This window comes from Rhodococcus sp. NPDC057014 (assembly GCF_042673295.1).
Classification (GTDB): domain Bacteria; phylum Actinomycetota; class Actinomycetes; order Mycobacteriales; family Mycobacteriaceae; genus Rhodococcus_F.
The window spans coordinates 1-19,964 of sequence record NZ_JBHUSF010000154.1 but is presented as its reverse complement, the minus strand read 5'-3'; the positions used below and the strand labels follow the sequence as shown (position 1 = coordinate 19,964).

Annotated in this window: 17 protein-coding genes and 1 pseudogene; 12 read left to right on the top strand and 6 right to left on the bottom strand. The window is 70.0% G+C overall.

The window, feature by feature from the left end; genetic code table 11:
• The 4 genes and pseudogenes from ACFTZB_RS26180 to ACFTZB_RS26165 form a co-directional block, all read left to right on the top strand.
• A pseudogene (locus ACFTZB_RS26180) lies at positions 1-384 on the top strand (hypothetical protein); the annotation flags it as partial.
• A gap of 291 nt (positions 385-675) precedes the next feature.
• Entirely contained in the window at positions 676-2,127 is a 1,452-nt protein-coding gene (locus tag ACFTZB_RS26175) for a TIGR02677 family protein (protein ID WP_378435538.1), read from the top strand.
• Positions 2,124-3,515: a TIGR02678 family protein gene (locus ACFTZB_RS26170; protein WP_378435536.1), complete on the top strand. Its 1,392-nt coding sequence runs from the start codon at positions 2,124-2,126 to the stop codon at positions 3,513-3,515. The genes ACFTZB_RS26175 and ACFTZB_RS26170 overlap by 4 nt, the downstream gene beginning before the upstream one ends.
• Positions 3,512-7,669, top strand: coding sequence for a TIGR02680 family protein (locus tag ACFTZB_RS26165; protein WP_378435534.1), 4,158 nt, complete (start codon positions 3,512-3,514; stop codon positions 7,667-7,669). Before ACFTZB_RS26170 ends, ACFTZB_RS26165 begins: the two co-directional genes overlap by 4 nt.
• Before the next feature lie 40 nt (positions 7,670-7,709).
• Here ACFTZB_RS26165 and mshC read toward each other — a convergent pair whose 3' ends face one another.
• The 5 genes from mshC to ACFTZB_RS26140 all read right to left on the bottom strand — a co-directional run bounded on the left by mshC (position 7,710) and on the right by ACFTZB_RS26140 (position 12,119).
• Complete coding sequence (gene mshC / locus ACFTZB_RS26160; protein ID WP_378435532.1) at positions 7,710-8,957, bottom strand: cysteine--1-D-myo-inosityl 2-amino-2-deoxy-alpha-D-glucopyranoside ligase; 1,248 nt, start codon at positions 8,955-8,957, stop codon at positions 7,710-7,712.
• 72 nt (positions 8,958-9,029) lie between these two features.
• Positions 9,030-9,833, bottom strand: coding sequence for an SCO1664 family protein (locus ACFTZB_RS26155; RefSeq protein WP_378435530.1), 804 nt, complete (start codon positions 9,831-9,833; stop codon positions 9,030-9,032).
• A 3-nt stretch (positions 9,834-9,836) separates the two neighbouring features.
• Positions 9,837-10,430 carry a DUF3090 domain-containing protein gene (locus tag ACFTZB_RS26150; RefSeq protein ID WP_012687867.1) on the bottom strand — a complete coding sequence of 198 codons (594 nt, stop codon included), beginning with the start codon at positions 10,428-10,430 and terminating at the stop codon, positions 9,837-9,839.
• 104 nt (positions 10,431-10,534) lie between these two features.
• Positions 10,535-11,233 carry a histidine phosphatase family protein gene (locus ACFTZB_RS26145; protein ID WP_378435528.1) on the bottom strand — a complete coding sequence of 233 codons (699 nt, stop codon included), beginning with the start codon at positions 11,231-11,233 and terminating at the stop codon, positions 10,535-10,537.
• 40 nt (positions 11,234-11,273) lie between these two features.
• Positions 11,274-12,119 carry an undecaprenyl-diphosphate phosphatase gene (locus ACFTZB_RS26140; protein ID WP_378435526.1) on the bottom strand — a complete coding sequence of 282 codons (846 nt, stop codon included), beginning with the start codon at positions 12,117-12,119 and terminating at the stop codon, positions 11,274-11,276.
• 235 nt (positions 12,120-12,354) lie between these two features.
• Here ACFTZB_RS26140 and ACFTZB_RS26135 point away from each other — a divergent pair, with 235 nt between their 5' ends.
• From ACFTZB_RS26135 to ACFTZB_RS26115, 5 genes are all read left to right on the top strand, one after another.
• The gene (locus tag ACFTZB_RS26135) at positions 12,355-13,284 is read left to right on the top strand and encodes an aldo/keto reductase (protein WP_378435524.1); all 930 of its coding nucleotides are present in this window, start codon (positions 12,355-12,357) and stop codon (positions 13,282-13,284) included.
• A 98-nt stretch (positions 13,285-13,382) separates the two neighbouring features.
• Entirely contained in the window at positions 13,383-14,069 is a 687-nt protein-coding gene (locus ACFTZB_RS26130) for a heme oxygenase (biliverdin-producing) (RefSeq protein ID WP_378435522.1), read from the top strand.
• The gene (locus ACFTZB_RS26125; protein WP_378435520.1) at positions 14,066-15,106 is read left to right on the top strand and encodes a hemin ABC transporter substrate-binding protein; all 1,041 of its coding nucleotides are present in this window, start codon (positions 14,066-14,068) and stop codon (positions 15,104-15,106) included. Before ACFTZB_RS26130 ends, ACFTZB_RS26125 begins: the two co-directional genes overlap by 4 nt.
• Complete coding sequence (locus ACFTZB_RS26120; RefSeq protein ID WP_378435518.1) at positions 15,103-16,176, top strand: FecCD family ABC transporter permease; 1,074 nt, start codon at positions 15,103-15,105, stop codon at positions 16,174-16,176. Before ACFTZB_RS26125 ends, ACFTZB_RS26120 begins: the two co-directional genes overlap by 4 nt.
• Positions 16,173-17,042 (top strand): heme ABC transporter ATP-binding protein, encoded by an 870-nt coding sequence (locus ACFTZB_RS26115; RefSeq protein ID WP_378435516.1) that lies wholly within the window; start codon positions 16,173-16,175, stop codon positions 17,040-17,042. Before ACFTZB_RS26120 ends, ACFTZB_RS26115 begins: the two co-directional genes overlap by 4 nt.
• Before the next feature lie 10 nt (positions 17,043-17,052).
• Here the strand turns inward: ACFTZB_RS26115 and ACFTZB_RS26110 are convergent, their stop codons facing one another.
• A complete protein-coding gene (locus ACFTZB_RS26110) occupies positions 17,053-17,406 on the bottom strand; it encodes a hypothetical protein (RefSeq protein WP_378435514.1) in 354 nt (117 codons plus the stop codon).
• Positions 17,407-17,590: 184 nt separating this feature from the next.
• Between ACFTZB_RS26110 and ACFTZB_RS26105 the strand changes: the two genes are divergently transcribed.
• Genes ACFTZB_RS26105 through ACFTZB_RS26095 form a run of 3 tightly spaced genes read left to right on the top strand, consistent with a single transcriptional unit; the run spans position 17,591 to position 19,922 of the window.
• Positions 17,591-18,601 carry a hypothetical protein gene (locus ACFTZB_RS26105; RefSeq protein ID WP_378435512.1) on the top strand — a complete coding sequence of 337 codons (1,011 nt, stop codon included), beginning with the start codon at positions 17,591-17,593 and terminating at the stop codon, positions 18,599-18,601.
• On the top strand, positions 18,602-18,841 hold the full coding sequence (locus ACFTZB_RS26100; protein ID WP_072941800.1) for a DUF5703 family protein: 240 nt from the start codon (positions 18,602-18,604) through the stop codon (positions 18,839-18,841).
• A 10-nt stretch (positions 18,842-18,851) separates the two neighbouring features.
• Positions 18,852-19,922 carry a quinone-dependent dihydroorotate dehydrogenase gene (locus ACFTZB_RS26095; protein ID WP_378435510.1) on the top strand — a complete coding sequence of 357 codons (1,071 nt, stop codon included), beginning with the start codon at positions 18,852-18,854 and terminating at the stop codon, positions 19,920-19,922.
• The last annotated feature ends 42 nt before the right edge of the window (positions 19,923-19,964 follow it).

Sequence of the window (19,964 nt, the reverse complement as noted above, 5' to 3'; positions counted from 1 at the left end):
GAGCAGACCTCGGCGCTCGGTGCTGCCATCCGCGCCGCCGGGTTCAATCCGACCACCCACAAGGTCACCCCGATCGGCCTGCCGCCGTCGTACGACGTCACCGAGGTCATCGACGCCGTCGCCGGCGAACCCGTGCCGTCGACGTCCGCAACCCCGAACCGGCCTGCCCCACGCACGCAGAATCCCGCGTCCGCCGCCGCGGTGGGCGCCTCCCCCGCGCGAGTGTCGGGCGGAACGGCAGTCGCGACGCCGCCGGAACCGCGCGCCGTCGCGCAGTCCGGGGAAGAATCCGGCAGTGCCTCCCGGGCGTCCTGGCTCGTCGCCGCCGCGGTCGGGCTGGCCCTCGTGCTGGTCGCGATCGTCTTCGTGCTGTTCGTCCTCTGATCGCCCCTCCCTCCATCTGCGCGGAAGCCGGGTGAGTGGTGTGGATCGGCACGGTCGAATCGACGGTGACGACGACGGTGCGGCGGTGAGCCGACCATGCGAAAATCGGAAAATTGTGTAATTCCGTCAGAGTCGGATTCTAAACCGGCGATGTCGGCACGGCGTTCGCTCGACCGCCGCACGACCGCATAACCTGTCACGGTGAGTGAATCAGGCAGCGATCCATGTCGGTCCCCGGCGGGGCTGCGCGCCGCGCGTCCGGCGGTCGCTCCCCCGCTCCGGGACGATCGGCTGAAACTGTTCTCCTTCGCCACCGCGGAGAAGCGGGCGGAGTACCTGTGGGTGCTGCGGGCTTTCGATCACGCCCGCGCCAACTACATCGTGCTGCTCCACGCCGGCGACGTCGCCCGCATCCTGGACGGCCTCGCCGGCGACGACCCGGCCGGGCAAATCGGCGCCGGAGACGTCACTCCCCTGCTCGAGCAACTCCACGTCTGGGAGGTTCTCGAACGCAGCTACGACGGGACCCGCGCCGCGACGCTCGCCGAATACCGGAACCGGCACTTCGTCTACCAGTTCAGTCAGGCCGGCTACCAGGTGTTCCGGGCCGTCGAGGACGCACTCGCGGCCCGCCTCGACGACGCGTCGCTGTCCCGGTTGGCGCTCCCCGACCTCCTCGCCGACATGAACGACCTGGCCGCGGCGAACCGCGCCGCCGACAACGATCTGGTGTACCGGAAACTCAACCGACTCGATGCGACGCTGTCCGATATGGCCGGACGCGCCGCCCAGTTCTATCTGACCCTGGGCGACCTCGTCCGCACCACGGAGATCACCCCCGAAACGTTTATGTCCCACAAGGATGCTCTCCTCACCCACATGCGCGAGTTCAGCTCCGACCTGTCACGGTATGCGCCGAAACTCGCCACGGCGATCGCGCTCGTGGAAGACACCGGCGTCGAGTCGATGGTGGCGCGGGCCGCCGCCAGCGACGAGCGGGTGTTCCTCGATACCGAAGAGCGCGAAGCCGATTGGCGTGCGCGGTGGGCCGGTGTGACGCATTGGTTCGTCGGGAGCGAGGCCGGTCCGAGCGAGTCGGAACGCCTGCGCGAGGGCACGATGAGCGCCATCGCCGCCGTCCTGTCGCTGTTGCGCCGCGTCACCGAGACCCGTAAGGGCGGCGTCAGCAGGGAGAGCCAATTGCGGCACCTCGCAGGCTGGTTCGCTGCGACTCCGAACGAGGACGCCGCGCACGCACTGTTCCAGGCCGTGTTCGACCTCGGGCGTCCGCGCCACCTCTCGATGGTGCACCCGGACGCCGACATCATTCCCGACACCCGGTCGTGGTGGGAGGCCCAGCCCGTGGAGATCTCCCGCACACTGGCCGAGACCGGACGTCCCCCGTCCCCCGGTATGCCCGCGCGGGTGCAGCGCAACGAGGGCAGTGTGCGCCGACTGCGCGAGGAACAGCTGACCGCACAACGACTTCGCGCGGCCGCCGCCCAGTCGCTGGCCCGGGGCGGAGTCTACGAGCGGGAACTCGACGAGGCCGAAACCGACGTGCTGCTGAGCCTGCTCAACGCCGCGCTGACGGCGCGGGTACCCGTCAGCGGCCGTGTGAAGAGCAGTACCGGATCGGAGAACGGCGTGAAGCTCACCCTCAGCCCGCACAGCGAATCGACGGTGGTGCGCACCGCCCGAGGACGTCTGCATCTCGACGGACTGCAGGTGAGCGTTCGGTGAAGGCACGGGAGATCTCACCCCTCGCCCTCGATTCGTATCAGCGCGCCGCCCGCGTGATCCTGTCGAATCATCTGGTGACCCAGACATATCCGGATCGGATTGCGCTTCCCCTGCTCCGCCGGTGGGCCACCGAACTACGCGACGATCTGATGACGCTGTTCGGGTACCGGCTCGAGGTCACCGAGACGACCGCCCGCCTGTTCACGGTCAGCGACCGACTCGACGCCGGAACCCCGGCCAAGACGGCCACCGACCGCACGTTCGACCGGTACCGCTACGCCTACCTCGCGCTCGCGCTGGCCGCACTGGGTCGCACCGGCAACCAGATCACCCTGTCCGAACTCGCCGATCACGTCGCCGCCGACGCCGCGCAGGTCGACGGGGTGGACCTGTCCACCGAACGCGCGTCCGACCGGGACGCGTTCGTCGACGCCGTCGGCTGGCTCGCGGCGCGCGGCGCGATCGCCCTCGCCGACGGTGACGCGGGCGGCTGGGCCGCCAATCCCGATGCGGGCGAAGCGCTCTACGACATCGACCGGTCCGTCGTCATCGCCCTGTTCCGACCGTCGCGCGCACTGCAGCACCTCCGCTCCATCCGCGGTCTGCTCGCCGGCGCGGACGCGGCGAACGACGACTCCGCGGAGTTCGGGACGTCCCGGACGGTCGACGTGAAAGAGACGGCGCGGCGGGTCCGGCGCGCTCTCGTCGAGCGGCCCGTCGTCTATGCCGCAGACCTGGACGACCACGAACTGGTGCAGCTCGCGCTGCCCCGCACCGCGGCCGATGTCGAGTTGCTCACCGGACTGGTCGCGGAACGGCGCGAGGAGGGTGTCGCGATGATCGACTCCTCCGGACGGCTCTCCGACGTCCGGTTCCCCGGGACGGGCACGGTCGCGCAGGTCGCGCTGCTGCTCGCGGGGGAGATCGCCGATCGTGTCCTGGATCCCGACACGCCGGAGACGGCCCGGATGCCGCTGCCGCGGGGCCGGTCCGAGGACCTGGTCGAACAGGTCGACAGCGCGATTCCGCAGTCCGGGATCTTCGACAGCCTGGCGGGCCACGACGGAGTCGAACCCGCCGAGCCGGCCCCCGCCGACCGGCTGTTCCCGGTCGTCGAGGACCAGTGGATCGCCGACACCGTCCGGACCCTGACCGACAGATTCGGGCGCACGTTCGCCGCCGGGTGGCAGGCCGACCCCGTCGGCCTGGGACGCGCCGCTTCGGCGCTGCTCGAGCGGCTGCGCCTCATCGCCGCGGTGCCGGGCGGCGTGCTCGCGCTCCCGGCGCTCGCCCGCTACCGCGGTGTGGTGGTCACGATCCGCGACCGCGCACCCGAGATCGACCTGTTCCAGAGCTCAGCGAACGACAGCGAGGACATCACAGCATGACGAGTGCGCGTTTCCGGCCCACCCGCGCCGGGATCATCAACCTCTGGGACTACCGGGATCAGGAGTTCTCCTTCGCCGACGGCCGCCTCGTTCTTCGTGGCCCCAACGGTTCCGGCAAGACCAAGGCGCTCGAAGTACTGTTCCCGTTCGTCTTCGACGGCAGGATCGAACCGCGGCGCCTCAACCCGTTCGCCGGCGAGGAACGGACCATGAAGTCGAACCTCCTGTACCGCGGACAGGAGAGCGCGTACTCGTACGTCTGGATGGAATTCTGCCGCGGCGCGAAGGACGACCCCGAGGCCGTCACCGTGGGCATCGGTATGCGCGCCTCCCGCACCAACGACAAGGTCACGCGCTGGTACTTCGTGGCCGACGGCCGGGTCGGCGTCGACTTCTCCCTGCTCGGCAACGACGACCGCCCGCTCACGAAGAAGCAACTCGGCGAGCAGATCGGCACCGACTCCATCACCGACCGGCCACTCGACTACCGCGCCGCCATCGACGCGCGGATGTTCGGGCTCGGTGTCCAGCGCTACGACCAGCTGATCAACCTCATCCTCACGCTGCGCCGCCCCCAGCTCGCGAAGAACCTCGACCCCAAGGGACTGTCGCAGGCTCTCACCGACGGTCTGCGACCCCTCGACGAACAACTCGTCCTCGAGGCGGCGCGCTCGTTCAGCGACATGGAAGAGGTCGGCCGGGCGCTCGAGGGGCTGGCGGCGGCGGACCAGGCGGCGCAGAGCTTCGTCGGTGTGTACGCGAAATACCTTCGCCAGCAGGCGCGGACGGACGTCGACCAACTCGCGACCCGCCTCGATGCCGTGCGGTCCGGCATCACCGCGCTCCACGGGGCGGCCGCCGACCGGGCGCGCAGCCAGCAGAGCCGGGAAGCCGCCGAAGAACGCTTCACCGCCGCAGACCGCGCACTCGACCAGGCCAACGCCACCCTGGACGCACTGAAGCGGTCGACCGCCTACGAGGGGCGGACGCAACTCGACGACCTCGCGCAGGCCGTGTCGACACTCGAAAGGTCGACGGAATTGCAGGCCGAGAAGGCACGCAAGGCCAAGGCGACCTTCGAACAGCGGTCCGAGGAGCACGGGAAGGCGGGCGACGCCGTCACCCGCGCCGTCGAGGCACTGGCCCACGCCGAGGACGAACTCCACGTCGCCGCCGAGGACGCCGGAATCACCTGGACCGCACTCCCCGACGACGCGCGCGCCGACCAGTTGACCGCGGCGCTGCGCGGGCACGCCGAGGAACGCGACGGCGACCTGCGCGCGGTCCGGGCCGCGCTCGCCACCGTCGAGAAGGCCGCCACCGAGCGAACCCGCGCCGACGACGCGGCACGTCGCGGCCAGGAGCAACTCGACACAGCGAAGGTGGCCGTCCTCGAAGCCGAGACCGCGGTCGAGTCGGCCCGCAGCCGATGCGCCACCGAACTCCGCTCCTGGTGGACGGGACACTCGTCCCTCTACGCCGAGATCGAGGCGCCCGCTGCGCTGTTCGACGCGCTGGACAGCGCCCTCCGCGGGATCGGCGACGACGACGCCGCCACCCTGTCGGAGACGCTGACGGAGCAGACCACGGACGCCGTCGACGCACTCCGGCTGCGTCGTCAGCAGTACGACCGGGACGCCGCCGCCGCGGCCGAGTCGATCGCCGAATACGAATCGGCGCGCGCGGCAATCGAATCCGAGCACGACGACGCCCCGCCGCTCCCGGCAGGCAGGCACGACGCGCGGTCCGGCCTGACCGGTGCCCCGCTGTGGCGTCTGGTCCGATTCGCCGATGGTGTCGACGCCGCGGTCGCGGCGGGAATCGAGGCCGCACTGGAGGCCGCGAATCTTCTCGACGGCTGGGTCACCGTCGACGACGCGCTTCCCGACGTCGAATCCGAACAGTTCCTCGTGGCCCTCCCTGCCGGGGACCGGCCCACCGGCAGGACCCTCGCCGACGTTCTCGACGTCGAGCAGGACACGGGTGTCCCCGAGGACCGTGTGCGCGGAATCCTCGAATCCATCGCCCTCGAATCCCTCGACCTCGCCGAGGGGCCGGTGGGCGTCGCCGAGGACGGGGCGTACCGCCAGGGGATCCAGCGGGGTCGCCACACGAAGTCGGATGCGGAGTACATCGGAACCACCGCGCGGGCCCGCAGGCGTGCCGTCCGCATCACCGAACTCGACAGGATCATCGAGGAAACCCGGGCTCGTCTCGACGAGGCCCTTGCATCCGCGGATGCGGCGGCAGCTCTGCTGACGCGGACGAGCACGGCGGCGCAGGCTCTGCCCCGCACCGGATCGATCCTCACCGCGCTGAAGAAGGTCACCGAATCGGCAGGCGCGCTCCGCAGCCGCACCGACACCGCGACCGCTGTCGGCCGCGAACTCGACCAGGCCATCACCGACCTGTCCGCGAAGGAAAAGCAACTCCGGGCCACCGCATCCACGCACCGGACTCCCCACGTCGCCCGCGAGATCGACTCGCTCGCCGCGGCCGTGCGGCATTTCGAGAAGCAGGGCGAGATGGTGCAGCGGTGCAGGCGTGACCACGGCAAGGAGGTCGAGCACACACGCCAGTCCGAGGACCGGCTGCACGAGGCGCGCAGCAACGCGGAGGAATTCGCGGAAGAGGCCGCCGTCGCCGAAGAAACACTCGCACAACAGATCCAGCGCCTCGAGACGCTCCGCGACACACTGGGAGCGGGGGCCGAGCAACTGGACCGGCAACTCGAGGAGGCGCACGCGCGGATCGAGGCGTGCAAGAAGGAGCAGCGCGACGCCCGCAAGGCGGACAAGGATGCGGGCGAGGCCATCGGCAAGGCCGAGGGCGCGTACAACACCGCCGTCCAGACGCTGCGGCTGGCGCTCACCGAAACCCACGCCGACGCCGCCCACCTCGCGCCGTACGCCCGGCGCGACCTGCTCGAACTCCTCGGCGTCGACGGCGGCCACACGTGGCCCGCCAGCACGGCGGCGTGGATGAGCGCCGAACAACTGGTGTATCGCATTCAGAGCGCCGACCAGGACACCCCGATCCTGCCGCCCGAAGTGGACGCGCTGTTCCGCGCACTGGACGGCGCCACCGAATCGGTGCGGGTCAGCGACTCGGCACGCAAGTCGACGCGGACGGCGCTCACCACCGCGCTGCAGGATTTCGACGCACAGTTGGCGGCCGCCGGCCAGGACTACCGGCTGCAGTGGGACGCTCCGGACGGGCTGACCGTGGTGCAGGTGCAGGACGACGAGGGTTACTCGTCGATCGGTGAGTTCGCCGCCCGCATCGCGTCCGCCCGCTCCGACCAGGAACTGCTGCTCACCGAATCGGAGCGTCGCATCCTGGAGGACGCGCTCCTCACCGGCCTCGCCCAGCAGATCCACGAACGCACCGTCGACGCCCGCGAACTCATCGCCCGGATGGGCACCGAGATGCGGGAGCGACGGATGTCGTCCGGCAACACCATCGGCGTCCACTGGGTTCTCGCCGACAACCTCGACGACAGCGCGAAGGCCATCTCCAAACTGCTCGAGCGCGACACCTCGACGCTGGGCCCGGACGAACTCGCCACGATGCGCGCGCACTTCGCCCACCAGATCAGGACCGCCCGCGCCGCACACCCGGAACGGTCGTACCCGGAGATCCTGGCGTCCGCCCTCGACTACCGGCGGTGGCGGGTGTTCTCGTTCACCCTGATCAGCGGCAACGGGAACGAGGACAGGCTGACGGTCGCCCGGCACAGCGCGCTCTCCGGCGGCGAGCAGTCCGTCTCGCTGCACCTGCCGCTGTTCGCCGCGGCGCACGTCATGCTCGACTCGGCCGACCCGCACGCCCCGCGACTGCTGGCGCTGGACGAGGCGTTCGCCGGTGTCGACGACAACGGCCGGGCCGAACTGCTCGGCCTCAGCGTGCAATTCGACCTCGACCTGTTCATGACCGGGTTCGACCTGTGGATCACGTACAGCGGCGTGCCGGGGTGCGCGCACTACGATCTGGCGCACTCCACGGCCGAGCAGAGCGTCAGTGCCACCCTGCTCGTGTGGTCCGACGGTGAGCTACTCGCCGAACACGACGGCACCGACCTGGCGCAGGCGCTCGGTTCGCCCCTCCGCCGGCGCGTCCCGACGCCCGCGGAGGGTGCCCTCGAATTCGCTTGACCCCGTGAGTACTTGTTAACCGCCCGCGGTTGACAAGTACTCACGGGCGGCGAAGCCGCACACCGAGAAGGGCATCCACAGCCGCGGCGAATTCGCTCGGCGCGTTCGTGTCGGAACCGCCGTTGTCGATCGCGCGGCGGGCCCAGCCGTCGAGGGCGTCAAGCGCCTTCGGGGTGTCGAGGTCGTCCGCGAGATGCTGGCGCAACCGGGCGATCGTGTCGGTGGCCGACTGCGCCGACTCGAGTGCGGCGGCATCCTTCCACAACTGCAGCCGGGTGTGGGCGTCGGCGAGAACCTGCTCGGTCCACGGACGGTCCTGCCGGTAGTGCCCGGACAGCAGTCCGAGGCGGATGGCGGCCGGGTCGACACCCTCACCGCGCAGTTTCGACACGAACACGAGGTTGCCGCGGCTCTTCGACATCTTCTCGCCGTCGAGACCGATCATGCCGGTGTGCACGTAATGGCGCGCGAAGCGGCGATCCCCGGTGGCCGACTCGGCGTGCGCCGCGGAGTACTCGTGGTGCGGGAAGATCAGGTCGCTGCCGCCGCCCTGGACGTCGAAACCCGAACCGATGCGGTTGAGGGCGATGGCCGAGCACTCGATGTGCCAGCCGGGACGCCCGGGACCGAACGGCGACGGCCAGGACGGCTCACCCGGCCGGACCGCGCGCCACACCAGCGCGTCGAGGGGATTCTGCTTGCCGGGGCGGTCGGGGTCGCCGCCGCGTTCGGCGAAGAACTTGTCCATCGTCGCGCGGTCGTAGCCGGACTCGTACCCGAACTGCTCTGTCGCGTCCGCGCGGAAGTACACGTCGGGGAATTCGGGGTCGTCGACGACGTAGGCGGCGCCGGACGCGACGAACTTCTCGACCATCTCGATCACTTCGCCGATCGATTCCACCGCGCCGATGTAGTCGCGCGGCGGAATGACCCGGAGGGCTTCCATGTCTTCGCGGAACAGCGCCGTCTCGCGCATGCCGAGGACCACCCAGTCCTCACCGTCGCGGTCGGCACGCTCGAACAGCGGGTCGTCCACATCGGTGACGTTCTGGACGTAGTGCACGTCGTGCCCGGCGTCACGCCAGATCCGGTTCACCAGATCGAACGTCAGGTACGTGGCCGCGTGACCGAGGTGGGTGGCGTCGTAGGGGGTGATACCGCACACGTACATCGTGGCCGTGCGCCCGGGGGTGACGGGGCGCACCTGCCGGTCGGCGGTGTCGAACAACCGCAGCGGAGGCCCCTGGCCTGGAACGGACGGGACAGCGGTTTCGGACCAAGACTGCATGACAGCGAGCCTAATGGACCCGCGTTTCCGCCTCGGAGGGAGCCGCCGCCCGCCGGGCTCCGAGCGGGTCGCTCAGAACGCGGGCCACGGGATGGGCCGGTGACCGTTCGGCCGGGGCATCACGGGTGCGGCGAGAAGGTCCACGGCGCGCTCGTACAGCGCGGCCACCTCGCCGGACGTGATGTGCTCGCCGAGCCGCGCGCCGAAGTCGCCCTCGAGCGAGGAGATCAGTTCGGCGATGTCGACGACGAGGGCGCCCGGCACCTCCGTCCCGGCCCACCCCCACAGCACGGTCCGCAGTTTGTTCTCCGTGTGCAGGCAGATGCCGTGGTCGACGCCGTAGACGGAACCGTCGAGACCCTCGAGCGCGTGGCCGCCCTTGCGGTCGGCGTTGTTGATCAGCACGTCGAGGACGGCCATCCGCTGCAGCCGCGGATCGTCCGCGTGGATCAGCGCGACCGGTTCGCCGTCCATGTCGGTGGCGCGCAGGATCTCGAACCACCCCTCGGGGACGGCGTCGGGGGCGCAGATGTCGACCAGGTCGAGACCGCCGGTGTCGTCGGCGTGCCGGTCCGGGGTGTCGACCCACCGCTGCACCATCCCCGGGCCGAACGGACCGTCCCGCAGAAGAGTGCGGGGAATCACACCCCACCCGAGCTGCTCGGACACGAGATACGACGCGTACTCACGCCCGGCGAGCGTGCCGTCCGGGAAGTCCCACAGCGGCCGTTCCCCGCGGACCGGTTTGTAGACGCAGCGGACGGTGTTCTCTCCCGCGGCCGCGTCGCAGACCAGGGTGGCGTTACTGGCGTGGGTGATCTGGCCGATGACGGTCAGCTCGCCGGACTCCAGGGGATCGGACTCCTCGGCACGCAACCGTCAGTCCTCCTCGTCCATTTCCGGAGTGAGTCCGAAGCTCTGGCCGCGGCGGTACCCGTTGGTCCGGATGCAGATGTGACCCTCCGGGGCGAGCGGCTCCCCGCACAGCGGGCACGGTGCGCGACCGGCGGCGATGACGCGTTCGGACCGCAACGAGAAGTCCCTCGCCTGCAGCGGCGTGAGGAAGACGCGCACGGCGTCCGGTCCGTCCTCGGAGTCGTCGAGGACGACGGATTCGTCGAATTCCGTCTCGCTGACCGCGAGCAGTTCCACGACGACGGCTCCGGCGTCCGCGTCCCAGCCCAGGCCCATCGTGCCGACCCGGAACTCCGCGTCGATCGGGGTGACGAGTGGGCTGGAGTCGTCCAGTTCGGCCCCTTCCGGGGGAACGTCCGTCCCGAACCTGCGGTGGACTTCCTCGAGGAGAAGTCCCATCCGGTCGGCCAGCACCTGTACCTGCTGTTTCTCCAGCAGCACGCTGATCACTCGCGCCTCGTGTACGGCCTGGAGATAGAACGACCTGTCGCCGGGTTCACCCACCGTTCCGGCAATGAATCGGTCAGGAGTGCGGAATACGTGAATTGCGCGTGACATTGCACCTCCTTCAGCTGGAGCCGGGCCCTACTGCGGCGCTGCCCACTCGTTGTTCCGTCTCGGACTGTCGGTCGCAGCGTGTTGCGTTCATTATCCGTCAATCCTCACAGCCGGACCTCCCCGCCGGGTACCGATCCGGAGACTTCGGCCCTGGCGCCGTCTCCCGACGCGGGGGGCACGTTCACGCCCGACAGATCGGCCCCGGTGTCGTTCATCTTCAGCACGTAGGGGCGCGTGGAGGTGTACCGGACGACGCTGATGGAGGCGGGTTCGGCGACGATCCGCTGGAATCCGTCGAGGTGCGCGCCGAGGGCGTCCGCGAGGACCGACTTGATGACGTCGCCGTGCGAGCAGGCCACCCACACGACGTCGCGGCCGTGGAGTTCCGCGAGCCGGGCGTCGTGTTCCCGGACCGCGGCGACGGCCCGGGCCTGGACCTGGGCGAGCCCCTCTCCGCCGGGGAACACGGCGGCGGACGCGTGCTGCTGCACGATCTTCCACAGCGGTTCCTCCAGCAGAACCTTCAGCTCGCGACCGGTCCAGTCGCCGTAGTCGACCTCGACCAGCCGATGTTCCACCACCGGGGTGAGGCCACGTGCCCGGGCGAGCGGTTCCACCGTCTGCTCGCACCGCAGAAGCGGTGAGTGCACGATCTCTTCGATCTTCACGTCCGCGAGCCGGGCCACGACCGCCTGCGCCTGCTCGCGGCCGCGGTCGTCGAGTTCGACTCCCGGTGACCGGCCGGCAAGCGTGTGCGCAGTGTTCGAGGTCGACCGCCCGTGGCGCAGCAGCACAACTGTCATTGGCCCAGCCTAGTGTCGCGCACTCCCCGACCGCCCGATCTCAGGTGGCCGACACGACGCCGGTCGCGAGAAGCGACAGGACGACGACACCGAGGATGATGCGGTAGCCGACGAACCAGTACATGGAGTGGTCGACGACGAAACGCAGCAGCCACGCGATCGACGCGTAACCGATGGCGAAGGCGATCGCGGTGGCGACGAAAAGTTGCGGACCGCTCGCGTTGAGTCCCTCACCGGCCGGTTCGAACGCATCCGGCAGGCTGAACAGCCCGGACGCTACGACCGCGGGGATGGCGAGGAGGAACGAATAGCGGGCCGCGGCTTCGCGGGTGAGTCCGAGGAACAGGCCGGCGCTGATCGTGCCGCCCGACCGCGAGACCCCCGGAATCAGGGCGAGCGCCTGGGCCGAACCCATGATGATGCCGTCCTTGGCGCGCAGGTCCTCGACGGGACGCACTTTCCGCCCGTAGTACTCGGCGGCCGCGATGACCAACGCGAACACGATCAGCATGGTGGCGATCAGCCACAGGTTGCGGGCGCCGGTGCGGATCTGGTCCTTGAACAGGAACCCGAGCACACCCACCGGGATCGTGCCGATGATCACATACCAGCCCATCCGGTAATCGAGGTCACTGCGGTGCTCGGCGTGGAACAGTCCCCGGAACCAGCCGGCGATGATCCGTCCGATGTCGCGGGCGAAGTAGATGAGCACCGCGGCCTCGGTGCCGAGCTGGGTGACGGCGGTGAAGGAGGCGCCGGCGTCGTCACCGAAGAAGATCTCCGACACGATCCGGAGGTGGCCCGACGAGGAGATGGGCAGGAACTCGGTCAATCCCTGCACGGCACCGAGGACAATCGCCTGGAGCCAGGTCATCGCCTCGCCCATCACTCACCGGTCCCGAGGCCGAATGTGCCGCTCTGACGCCAATTTCCCATGTCGCGTTCGTAATTCACCGGCGCCACGGTACCGGTGTGGGCGACCTCCGGCAGAATCCGGCGTGGCAGGACCCCTGCCACGCGATACCCCACTACTCTGCTCCTGTGGTGGCCGGTTCCGGGGGGCACCAGCATCTTCGGGGCCGAGGCCCCGGTTGCAGCTACGGTACGAGACGCAGGCGGTTATGGAACAGAGATCGGTCGGAGCAAGCGGGTTGCGAGTGTCACGCCTCGGCCTGGGCACGCTCACCTGGGGTCGGGACACCGACGGCGACGAGGCCGCCGCGCAGATCGCGGCGTTCGTCGATGCAGGCGGAACCCTCGTCGACACCTCCCCCGCGTACGGCGACGGTGCGGCGCAGCGGATCCTGGCGGAACTGCTCGACGACGTGGTGCCGCGCACGGAACTCGTCCTGAGCTCGAGTTCGGGCATCAACCCGGCGGGGCCGTCGCGAATCGACTGCTCGCGACGGGGCCTCGTCGCCCAGCTCGACGCGACCCTGCGCGAGCTCGGCACCGACTACCTGGACATGTGGCAGGTCGCCACGTGGGATCCGTTCACGCCGGTCGACGAGGTCGCGGCCACACTCGATTTCGCGGTGTCCAGCGGCCGGGTCCGGTACGTCGGGGCGAGAGGCTACCTGGGCTGGCAGCTGGCGACCGCGGCAGGCGCGTCCCGGGGCACCACGCTGGTGGCCACCCAGGTGGAGTATTCGCTCCTCGCCCGCGGCGTCGAAGAAGAGCTCGTTCCGGCCGCCGCCCATCACGGCGTCGGGGTGTTCGCCGCCGTCCCGCTGGCCCGCGGGGTGCTGACCGGCAAATACCGCAACGGCATCCCCGTCGATTCCCGCGGCGCCGACGAAGCGCACGCGCAGGACGTCCAGAGTTACCTCACCGATTCCTCCGTGCGGGTGGTCGACGCGGTCGTGACCGCGGCCGACGGTCTCGGCACGTCCCCGCTGGCCGTTGCACTCGCCTGGGCGCGCGACCGTCCCGGCGTCGCGAGCGCGGTCGTCGGGGCCAGGGACATCGCCCAGCTGACGGGAGTGCTCGTCGCCGAGGAGCTGGAATTGCCGGCGGCGATCGCGGCGGCGCTCGACGACGTCAGCGCGTAGCGCGGGCGGGAGCCTGTGGACGTGCACCTGCAGTTCACGTGCAGGGCAGGCTAACCTGGTGCCCACCGGCCGACGTCCGTAGATCCGCAGGAGAGTCCATGACCACGCTGAACGAGGCCGACGCGGCCGACCGCGGAACCGTCGGCTTCGCCGAGCGCATCAAGGCGGGCACGGATGCCGCTCACCGGGAGACCGAGCAGTCCCGCTTCGTCGGTGCCCTCCTCGCCGGTGAACTCTCCCCGGACGGCTACGCCGAACTGCTCACGCAGACGTACCTCGTGTATCGCGAACTCGAGGACGCCGGGCGCGCCCACGCCGGCAGCCCCGTCGTGTCGCCGTTCCTCCACGACGAGCTGTTGCGGGTTCCGGCGCTGGAGGCGGATCTCGCCTTCCTGCGCGGGCCGTCGTGGCGAGACACCGTCTCCGCGCTGCCCGCCACCACCCGGTATGTGGAACGGCTCCGCGAGGTGGCCTACGAGTGGCCCGCCGGTTTCGTTGCGCACCATTACATCCGGTACATGGGCGACCTGTCGGGTGGGCAGATCATCCGGCGCATGCTCGAACGCGCCTATGGATACAGCACCGACGGCCTGCAATTCTACATCTTCGACGAGATCCCGAAACCGAAGGTGTTCAAGGACAACTACCGCGCGACACTCGACGCGGCACCGCTCTCTCCGGAGGACCAGCAGCGGGTGATCGACGAGGTCAACCTCGCGTACCGCCTCAACGGCGCTCTGTTCGCCGATCTCGAGGCAGGCCTCGACCGGTACCGCGCACGATGAGGTCGATGTTCCGGACCCGCGCGGACAGGTCGCTGTTCGCCGTTCTCGTCCTGCTCCTGGTGTCGGCGGTGGCCGTGTCGGCGTGCGGTTCCGGCGACGGCGCAGGCGCCGGTGGCACCGGCGGCGCGCGCACGGCGGTCCTCGACGACCTGGATCCGGAGCCCCTCGCATCGCCGGCGACACCGGCGCTGCCCGTCACGGTCCGCAGTTTCGACGGGGTGGACGTGACGATCACGGATGCGAGCCGGATCGTGACCGCGGACCGCTACGGAACGCTCACCGAGACGGTGTTCGCGCTCGGGCTCGGCGACAACGTGGTGGGCCGGGACATCGCGTCCGAGTTCCCGGCCGCGATGGACGTCCCGGTGGTCACACCGGGCGGTCAATCCCTCAACGCCGAGGCGATCCTCGACCTGGCGCCGACGGTGATCCTCACCGACACCAGCATCGGACCGCAGGCGGTGCAGGACCAGCTGCGGGCCGCCGGAGTGCCGGTCGTCTATTTCGATCCGACGCGCACCCTCGGCGGCGTGCCCGGCCAGATCACCGCGGTGGCGAATGCGCTCGGGGTGCCGGAGCAGGGACGGGAACTCGCGGCCCGCACGGAGAGCGAGATCGCGGCGGCCCGCAGTCGCGCGCCCCAGGGCGAGAATCCGCTGAAGATCGCGTTCCTCTATCTGCGCGGCACCGCGATCACCATGATCGGCGGCCCGGGCTCGGGTGCCGATTCCCTGATCGACGCGCTCGGCGCCGTCGACGCCGGTACCGCCTCGGGGATCACCCAGCAGTTCGCCCCGATCACCAGCGAGGCACTGATCGCCGCCGCCCCCGACGTGCTCCTGATGATGACCGGTGGACTCGAATCGATCGGCGGGATCGAGGGCCTGGAGAAGATCCCCGGGGTGGCGCAGACACCGGCCGGCAGGAACCAGCGGGTCGTGGACATGCAGGACGGGGTGCTGCTGAGCTTCGGCCCCAACACCGGTCGCGTCCTGGGCGCCCTGGCCGACGCCGTCTACCCGGCCGCCACTCCATGACGGTCGACGACCTCGACGCGCCCGGTAAGCCCTCGTCACGCACCCGGACCGGTGCCGTCCTCGGCGGTCTGCTGATCGCCCTGGCCGTCGCCGCCGTGTTCTCGGCCTGCATCGGTCAGGTGCCGACCGGCCCCGGGGAGGTCGTCGGCAGCATCCTGCACCGCGTCGGACTGGATCTCGGGCCGACGCCCACGCACCCCAGCGGTGAGGTGACGCTGTGGGAGGTCCGGTTCCCCCGCGTGATCCTCGCGATCCTGGTCGGGGCGGCACTGGGATGCGCGGGAGCGCTGCTGCAGGGCGTGTTCGCCAACCCGCTCGCCGAACCCGGCGTCATCGGCGTGTCCGCCGGTGCCGCGGTCGGCGCCAGCGCCGCGATCGTCGTCGGCGGCGCGTTCGCGGCCGGGTGGACGGTGGCCGCGGCCGCCTTCGTCGCCGGACTGGTCACGACCGTCGCCGTCTACCTCCTCGCCCGGCACGAGGGCCGCACCGAGGTCGTCACGCTCGTTCTGACCGGTGTCGCGGTCAACGCGTTCGCCGGCGGACTCATCGCCTTCTTCACGTTCGTCGCGTCCCCTGCCGCGCGCGATCAGATCGTCTTCTGGCAACTGGGCAGCCTCAACGGGGCCACCTGGGGCGCGGTCGCGGTGGTGGCACCGATGACGGTCGCCGGGATCGCCGCCACCATGATGATCGCCGGGAAACTCGACCTGCTCTCGCTCGGTGAGAACGCGGCCCGTCACCTCGGCCTCGACGTCGAACGGCTGCGTCAGATCGCGGTGCTGATCGTCGCCCTGCTCGTCTCGTCCAGCGTGGCCTTCACCGGCATCATCCTGTTCGTCGGTCTGGTGGTCCCGCACCTGATGCGGATCGCCGTCGGCCCGGGCCACCGGGCCCTGATTCCGGCGAGCGCGCTGTGCGGTGCCCTCGTACTGCTGCTCGCCGACCTGGGCGCCCGGTCGCTCGTGGCCAACGCGGACCTCCCCCTCGGCATGCTGACGGCCCTCGTCGGCGGGCCCTTCTTCTTCTGGTTGCTGCGCCGCACGCGGGCCAGTGAGGGCGGGTGGGCATGAGTCCGTCGTTCCGCACCCGCGTCGGCGAGGCCCTCGAGCAGAACCTGTTCCGGCGGACCGACCCGGTGCCTCCGCCGCGACCCGCGGGGGCCGTGACCCTGCGGGCGGACGGCATCGCCGTCACCCGCGGTGGCATACCCGTTCTCGACGACGTGTCCGTGGACGTGCGGATCGGAGAGGTCCTCGTTCTCGTCGGCCCCAACGGGGCGGGCAAGTCGACGCTCCTCGCGGCGCTGTCGGGGGATCAGGACGTGCACGCGGGCAGCGTTCAACTCGACGACCGGAACCTCGGTGAGTGGACGGCACTCGAGATGGCCCAGCGGCGGGCGGTCCTACCCCAGCAGAACACGGTCGGATTCTCCTTCACCGCACGTCAGGTGATCACGATGGGCCGGTCCCCGTGGGCGCGCACACCCCGCACCGACGACGACGCCGCCGCAATCGCCGACGCCATGCGGATTTGTGACGTGGCGGCGTTCGCCGACCGGCCGTTCACCGCGCTGTCGGGTGGCGAACGCGCCCGCGTGGCGCTGGCCCGGGTGCTGGCGCAGCGGACCGAGACGATCCTGCTGGACGAGCCCACCGCGGCCCTCGACCTCGGCCATCAGGAGACGGTGATGCGCCTCGCCCGCTCCCGCGCGGAACAGGGCACCGCGGTGGTGGTCGTGCTCCACGACCTCGCGCTCGCCGCGGCGTACGCGGACCGGATCGTGGTCCTCGAGCAGGGCCGCATCGCGGCCGACGGGCCGCCCGGCGACGTCCTGTCCGAGGAGTTGCTGACCCGGGTGTACGGGCACCCCGTCGAGGTCATCGCGCACCCGGTGACCGGCGCGACCCTCGTCCTCCCCCGCCGCGACGACCGCTAGTGGACGACGGTCACAGCCCGTCGATGACCGCTCCGAGACGGCTGAGGACGGCACGCACGGTGATTCCGTCCTCCGTCGCGGATCCCAGAGAATCGGGATCGGACACGGCATCTCTCACGACGGCGACGATGCTGCGCTCGTCGGTCAGGTCGATCTCCCGGACCGAGCGCCGCGCCGACGCCACGATGTCGTCCGGGTCCGGGACCTCGGTTTCCACGTCGGCCCGGTAGACCTCGACGTGCATCGTGCTCTTGCGCACGCGGAATGCGTAGGAGTTACCTTCTGCGGTCCGGCCGAAGCCGTGTGCGTGCGGTCCTACCGAGATGTCTTCGACGGTGAACGTCGGTGTTTCGGGTATTTCCACGGTCTGCTCCTCGATGACCTGGGCCGGCGGTCGGGAAACCGCCGGGCGCGGGGTCGATGTTTCTCACGGTATCGCCTCGGCACCCGCTCGGCACCGACCGAATTCGTGGGCGTTTCGCGGATCAGGGATGCTAGTGGACAGTTGTGCAGGTGTAGGTCGTTGAGAGAACCCCGAGGAGCAGCACATGGGTAGACCGGGAGCGCGCGTCGTCGCCTCGTGTATCGGAGCGGCATTTCTACTGGTCACGGGTTGTTCGTCGAACTCCGACGAGGATCAGGCGATCACGATCGCGCCCGCGACAGCCGCGCAGTCCCCGGCGCAGAGCACCACGCCCGCAGGCGTCGTCCACCCCGTGGGCGTGCCGATCGAGTCGACCACCTTCGACCCCGAGACCCGCACGACCGTCGTCCTCGGCGGCGAAGGCAACGAGATCCTGCTGTTCCCGGCCGGCGATTTCACGGCGGCTCCGCGCACGATTCCGGTCGACGGGGCCGTCGCCCAGGTCTCCCTCGCCCCCGGCGGCGTGGCCCTTCTCGCGATGAACACGCAGGTAGGACGACTCGACCTGCGCACGGGCGAGGTGACGTTCGTCCCCGCCGACGGCGACGTCCGCTCGGTCGCCCAGTTGCCCGACGGTCGGCTGGCGATGGGCCTGGGCAATGGCGAGATTCACATCGTGAACACCGAGACGAACGAGTCACAGGTGATCGACGGCCTCACCTCCGTCGACGGACTGGCCGTCGTCGGCAACTCGCTGACCGCCCTCGACCGCGGTCAGACGTCCGTCACCGCCGTCGACGTCCCCGGTTCCGCGCTCGGCGTCGCGCTGCGCGCCGGTGAAGGTGCGACGCACCTCACCACCGACCACTACGGGCGCATCCTCGTCACCGACACCACCGGCGACGAACTGCTCGCCTACACCACCGACACCCTGATGCTCCGCCAGCGGTTCCCGGCCGGACTCGCGCCGTACGCCGTCGCCTACGACGACACGGCCGACCGGGCGTGGGTCACGCTGACCGGGACCAACGAGGTGGTCGGATTCGACCTGTCCAGCGGTGTCGGCGTGGAAACGGCCCGGTATCCCACCGTCCGGCAGCCGAACTCTGTCAGTGTGGATACCGTGAACGGTGACCTCCTGATCGGTTCCGCGACGGGAGACGGCTTGCAGCAGATCCCGACGAGGAGTTCGTAGATGGCATCGCATTCACGTCGACTCCCCTCCGGGTGGGAGATCGAATCCGAGGACTACGAGTACGTACCGCTTCGGCTGCCACCCGACGTCACCCGAGTCAGCGCTTCGATGCGTCTGGCCATCCAGGCGGAATTCGGCGGCTGGGAGCTGTCGCGGGTCCGCCTGTACTCCGACGGAAGCCGCCGAGTTCTGCTCAAACGAAGGAAGACCGCTCACCATGTCCCCGACCCCGCAATCTAGGGAGACCTCCTTGTACCACCTGCTCTTGCGGGTGATGTTCCGCCTTCCTCCGGAGCGGATTCATCACCTGGCCTTCGCTGCGATGCGCCTGGTCACGCGGTTCTCGCCGCTGCGCCAACTCGTCGGCAGGGTTCTCGTGGTGGACGATCCGGTACTGCGGAACACCGTGTTCGGACTCGACTTCCCGGCGCCGCTCGGGCTGGCCGCCGGGTTCGACAAGGACGCCACCGGCGTCGATGCCTGGGGTCCCCTGGGATTCGGGTTCGCCGAGGTGGGGACCGTCACCGCCCAGGCGCAGCCCGGCAACCCGGCTCCGCGTCTGTTCCGGCTGCCCGCGGACCGCGCCCTGATCAACCGGATGGGGTTCAACAACCACGGCGCAGGCAACGCGGCCAACCACCTGCGTCAGCGCCGGGCCGGTGTCCCGATCGGCGCGAACATCGGCAAGACCAAGATCGTCGACGCCGCGGACGCCCCCGCCGATTACACGGCGAGCGCGCAACTGCTCGGACCGCTCGCAGATTTCATGGTGGTCAACGTCAGCTCACCGAACACCCCGGGACTCCGCGACCTGCAGGCCGTCGAATCCCTCCGGCCGCTGCTGCGTGCGGTTCTCGACACCGTGACCGTGCCGGTGCTGGTGAAGATCGCCCCGGACCTGTCCGACGACGACGTCGACGCGGTCGCCGATCTGGCTCTCGAACTCGGCCTCGCCGGCATCGTCGCGACCAACACCACCATCCGCCGCGACGGGCTGAACACCCCGGACGACGAGGTGGCCGCGATCGGCGCGGGCGGCCTGTCCGGCCCCCCGGTCGCCGAACGATCCCTCGAGGTCCTGCGCCTGCTGCACGCGCGGGTCGGCGATCGCCTGGTGCTGATCTCCGTCGGCGGGATCGAGACGCTCGACCAGGCGTGGGAACGCATCCTGGCAGGGGCGTCCCTCGTGCAGGGGTACACCGGCTTCATCTACGGCGGTCCGTTCTGGGCTCGCCGCATCCACAAGGGGCTGGCCAGGAAGGTGCGCGAGGCCGGTTACTCCTCGATCGCCGATGCGGTCGGCGCCGGCGCCGTGCGCTGACACAACCCGCACCGAGACCGGTGGCCGGCGAATCCCGAGGAT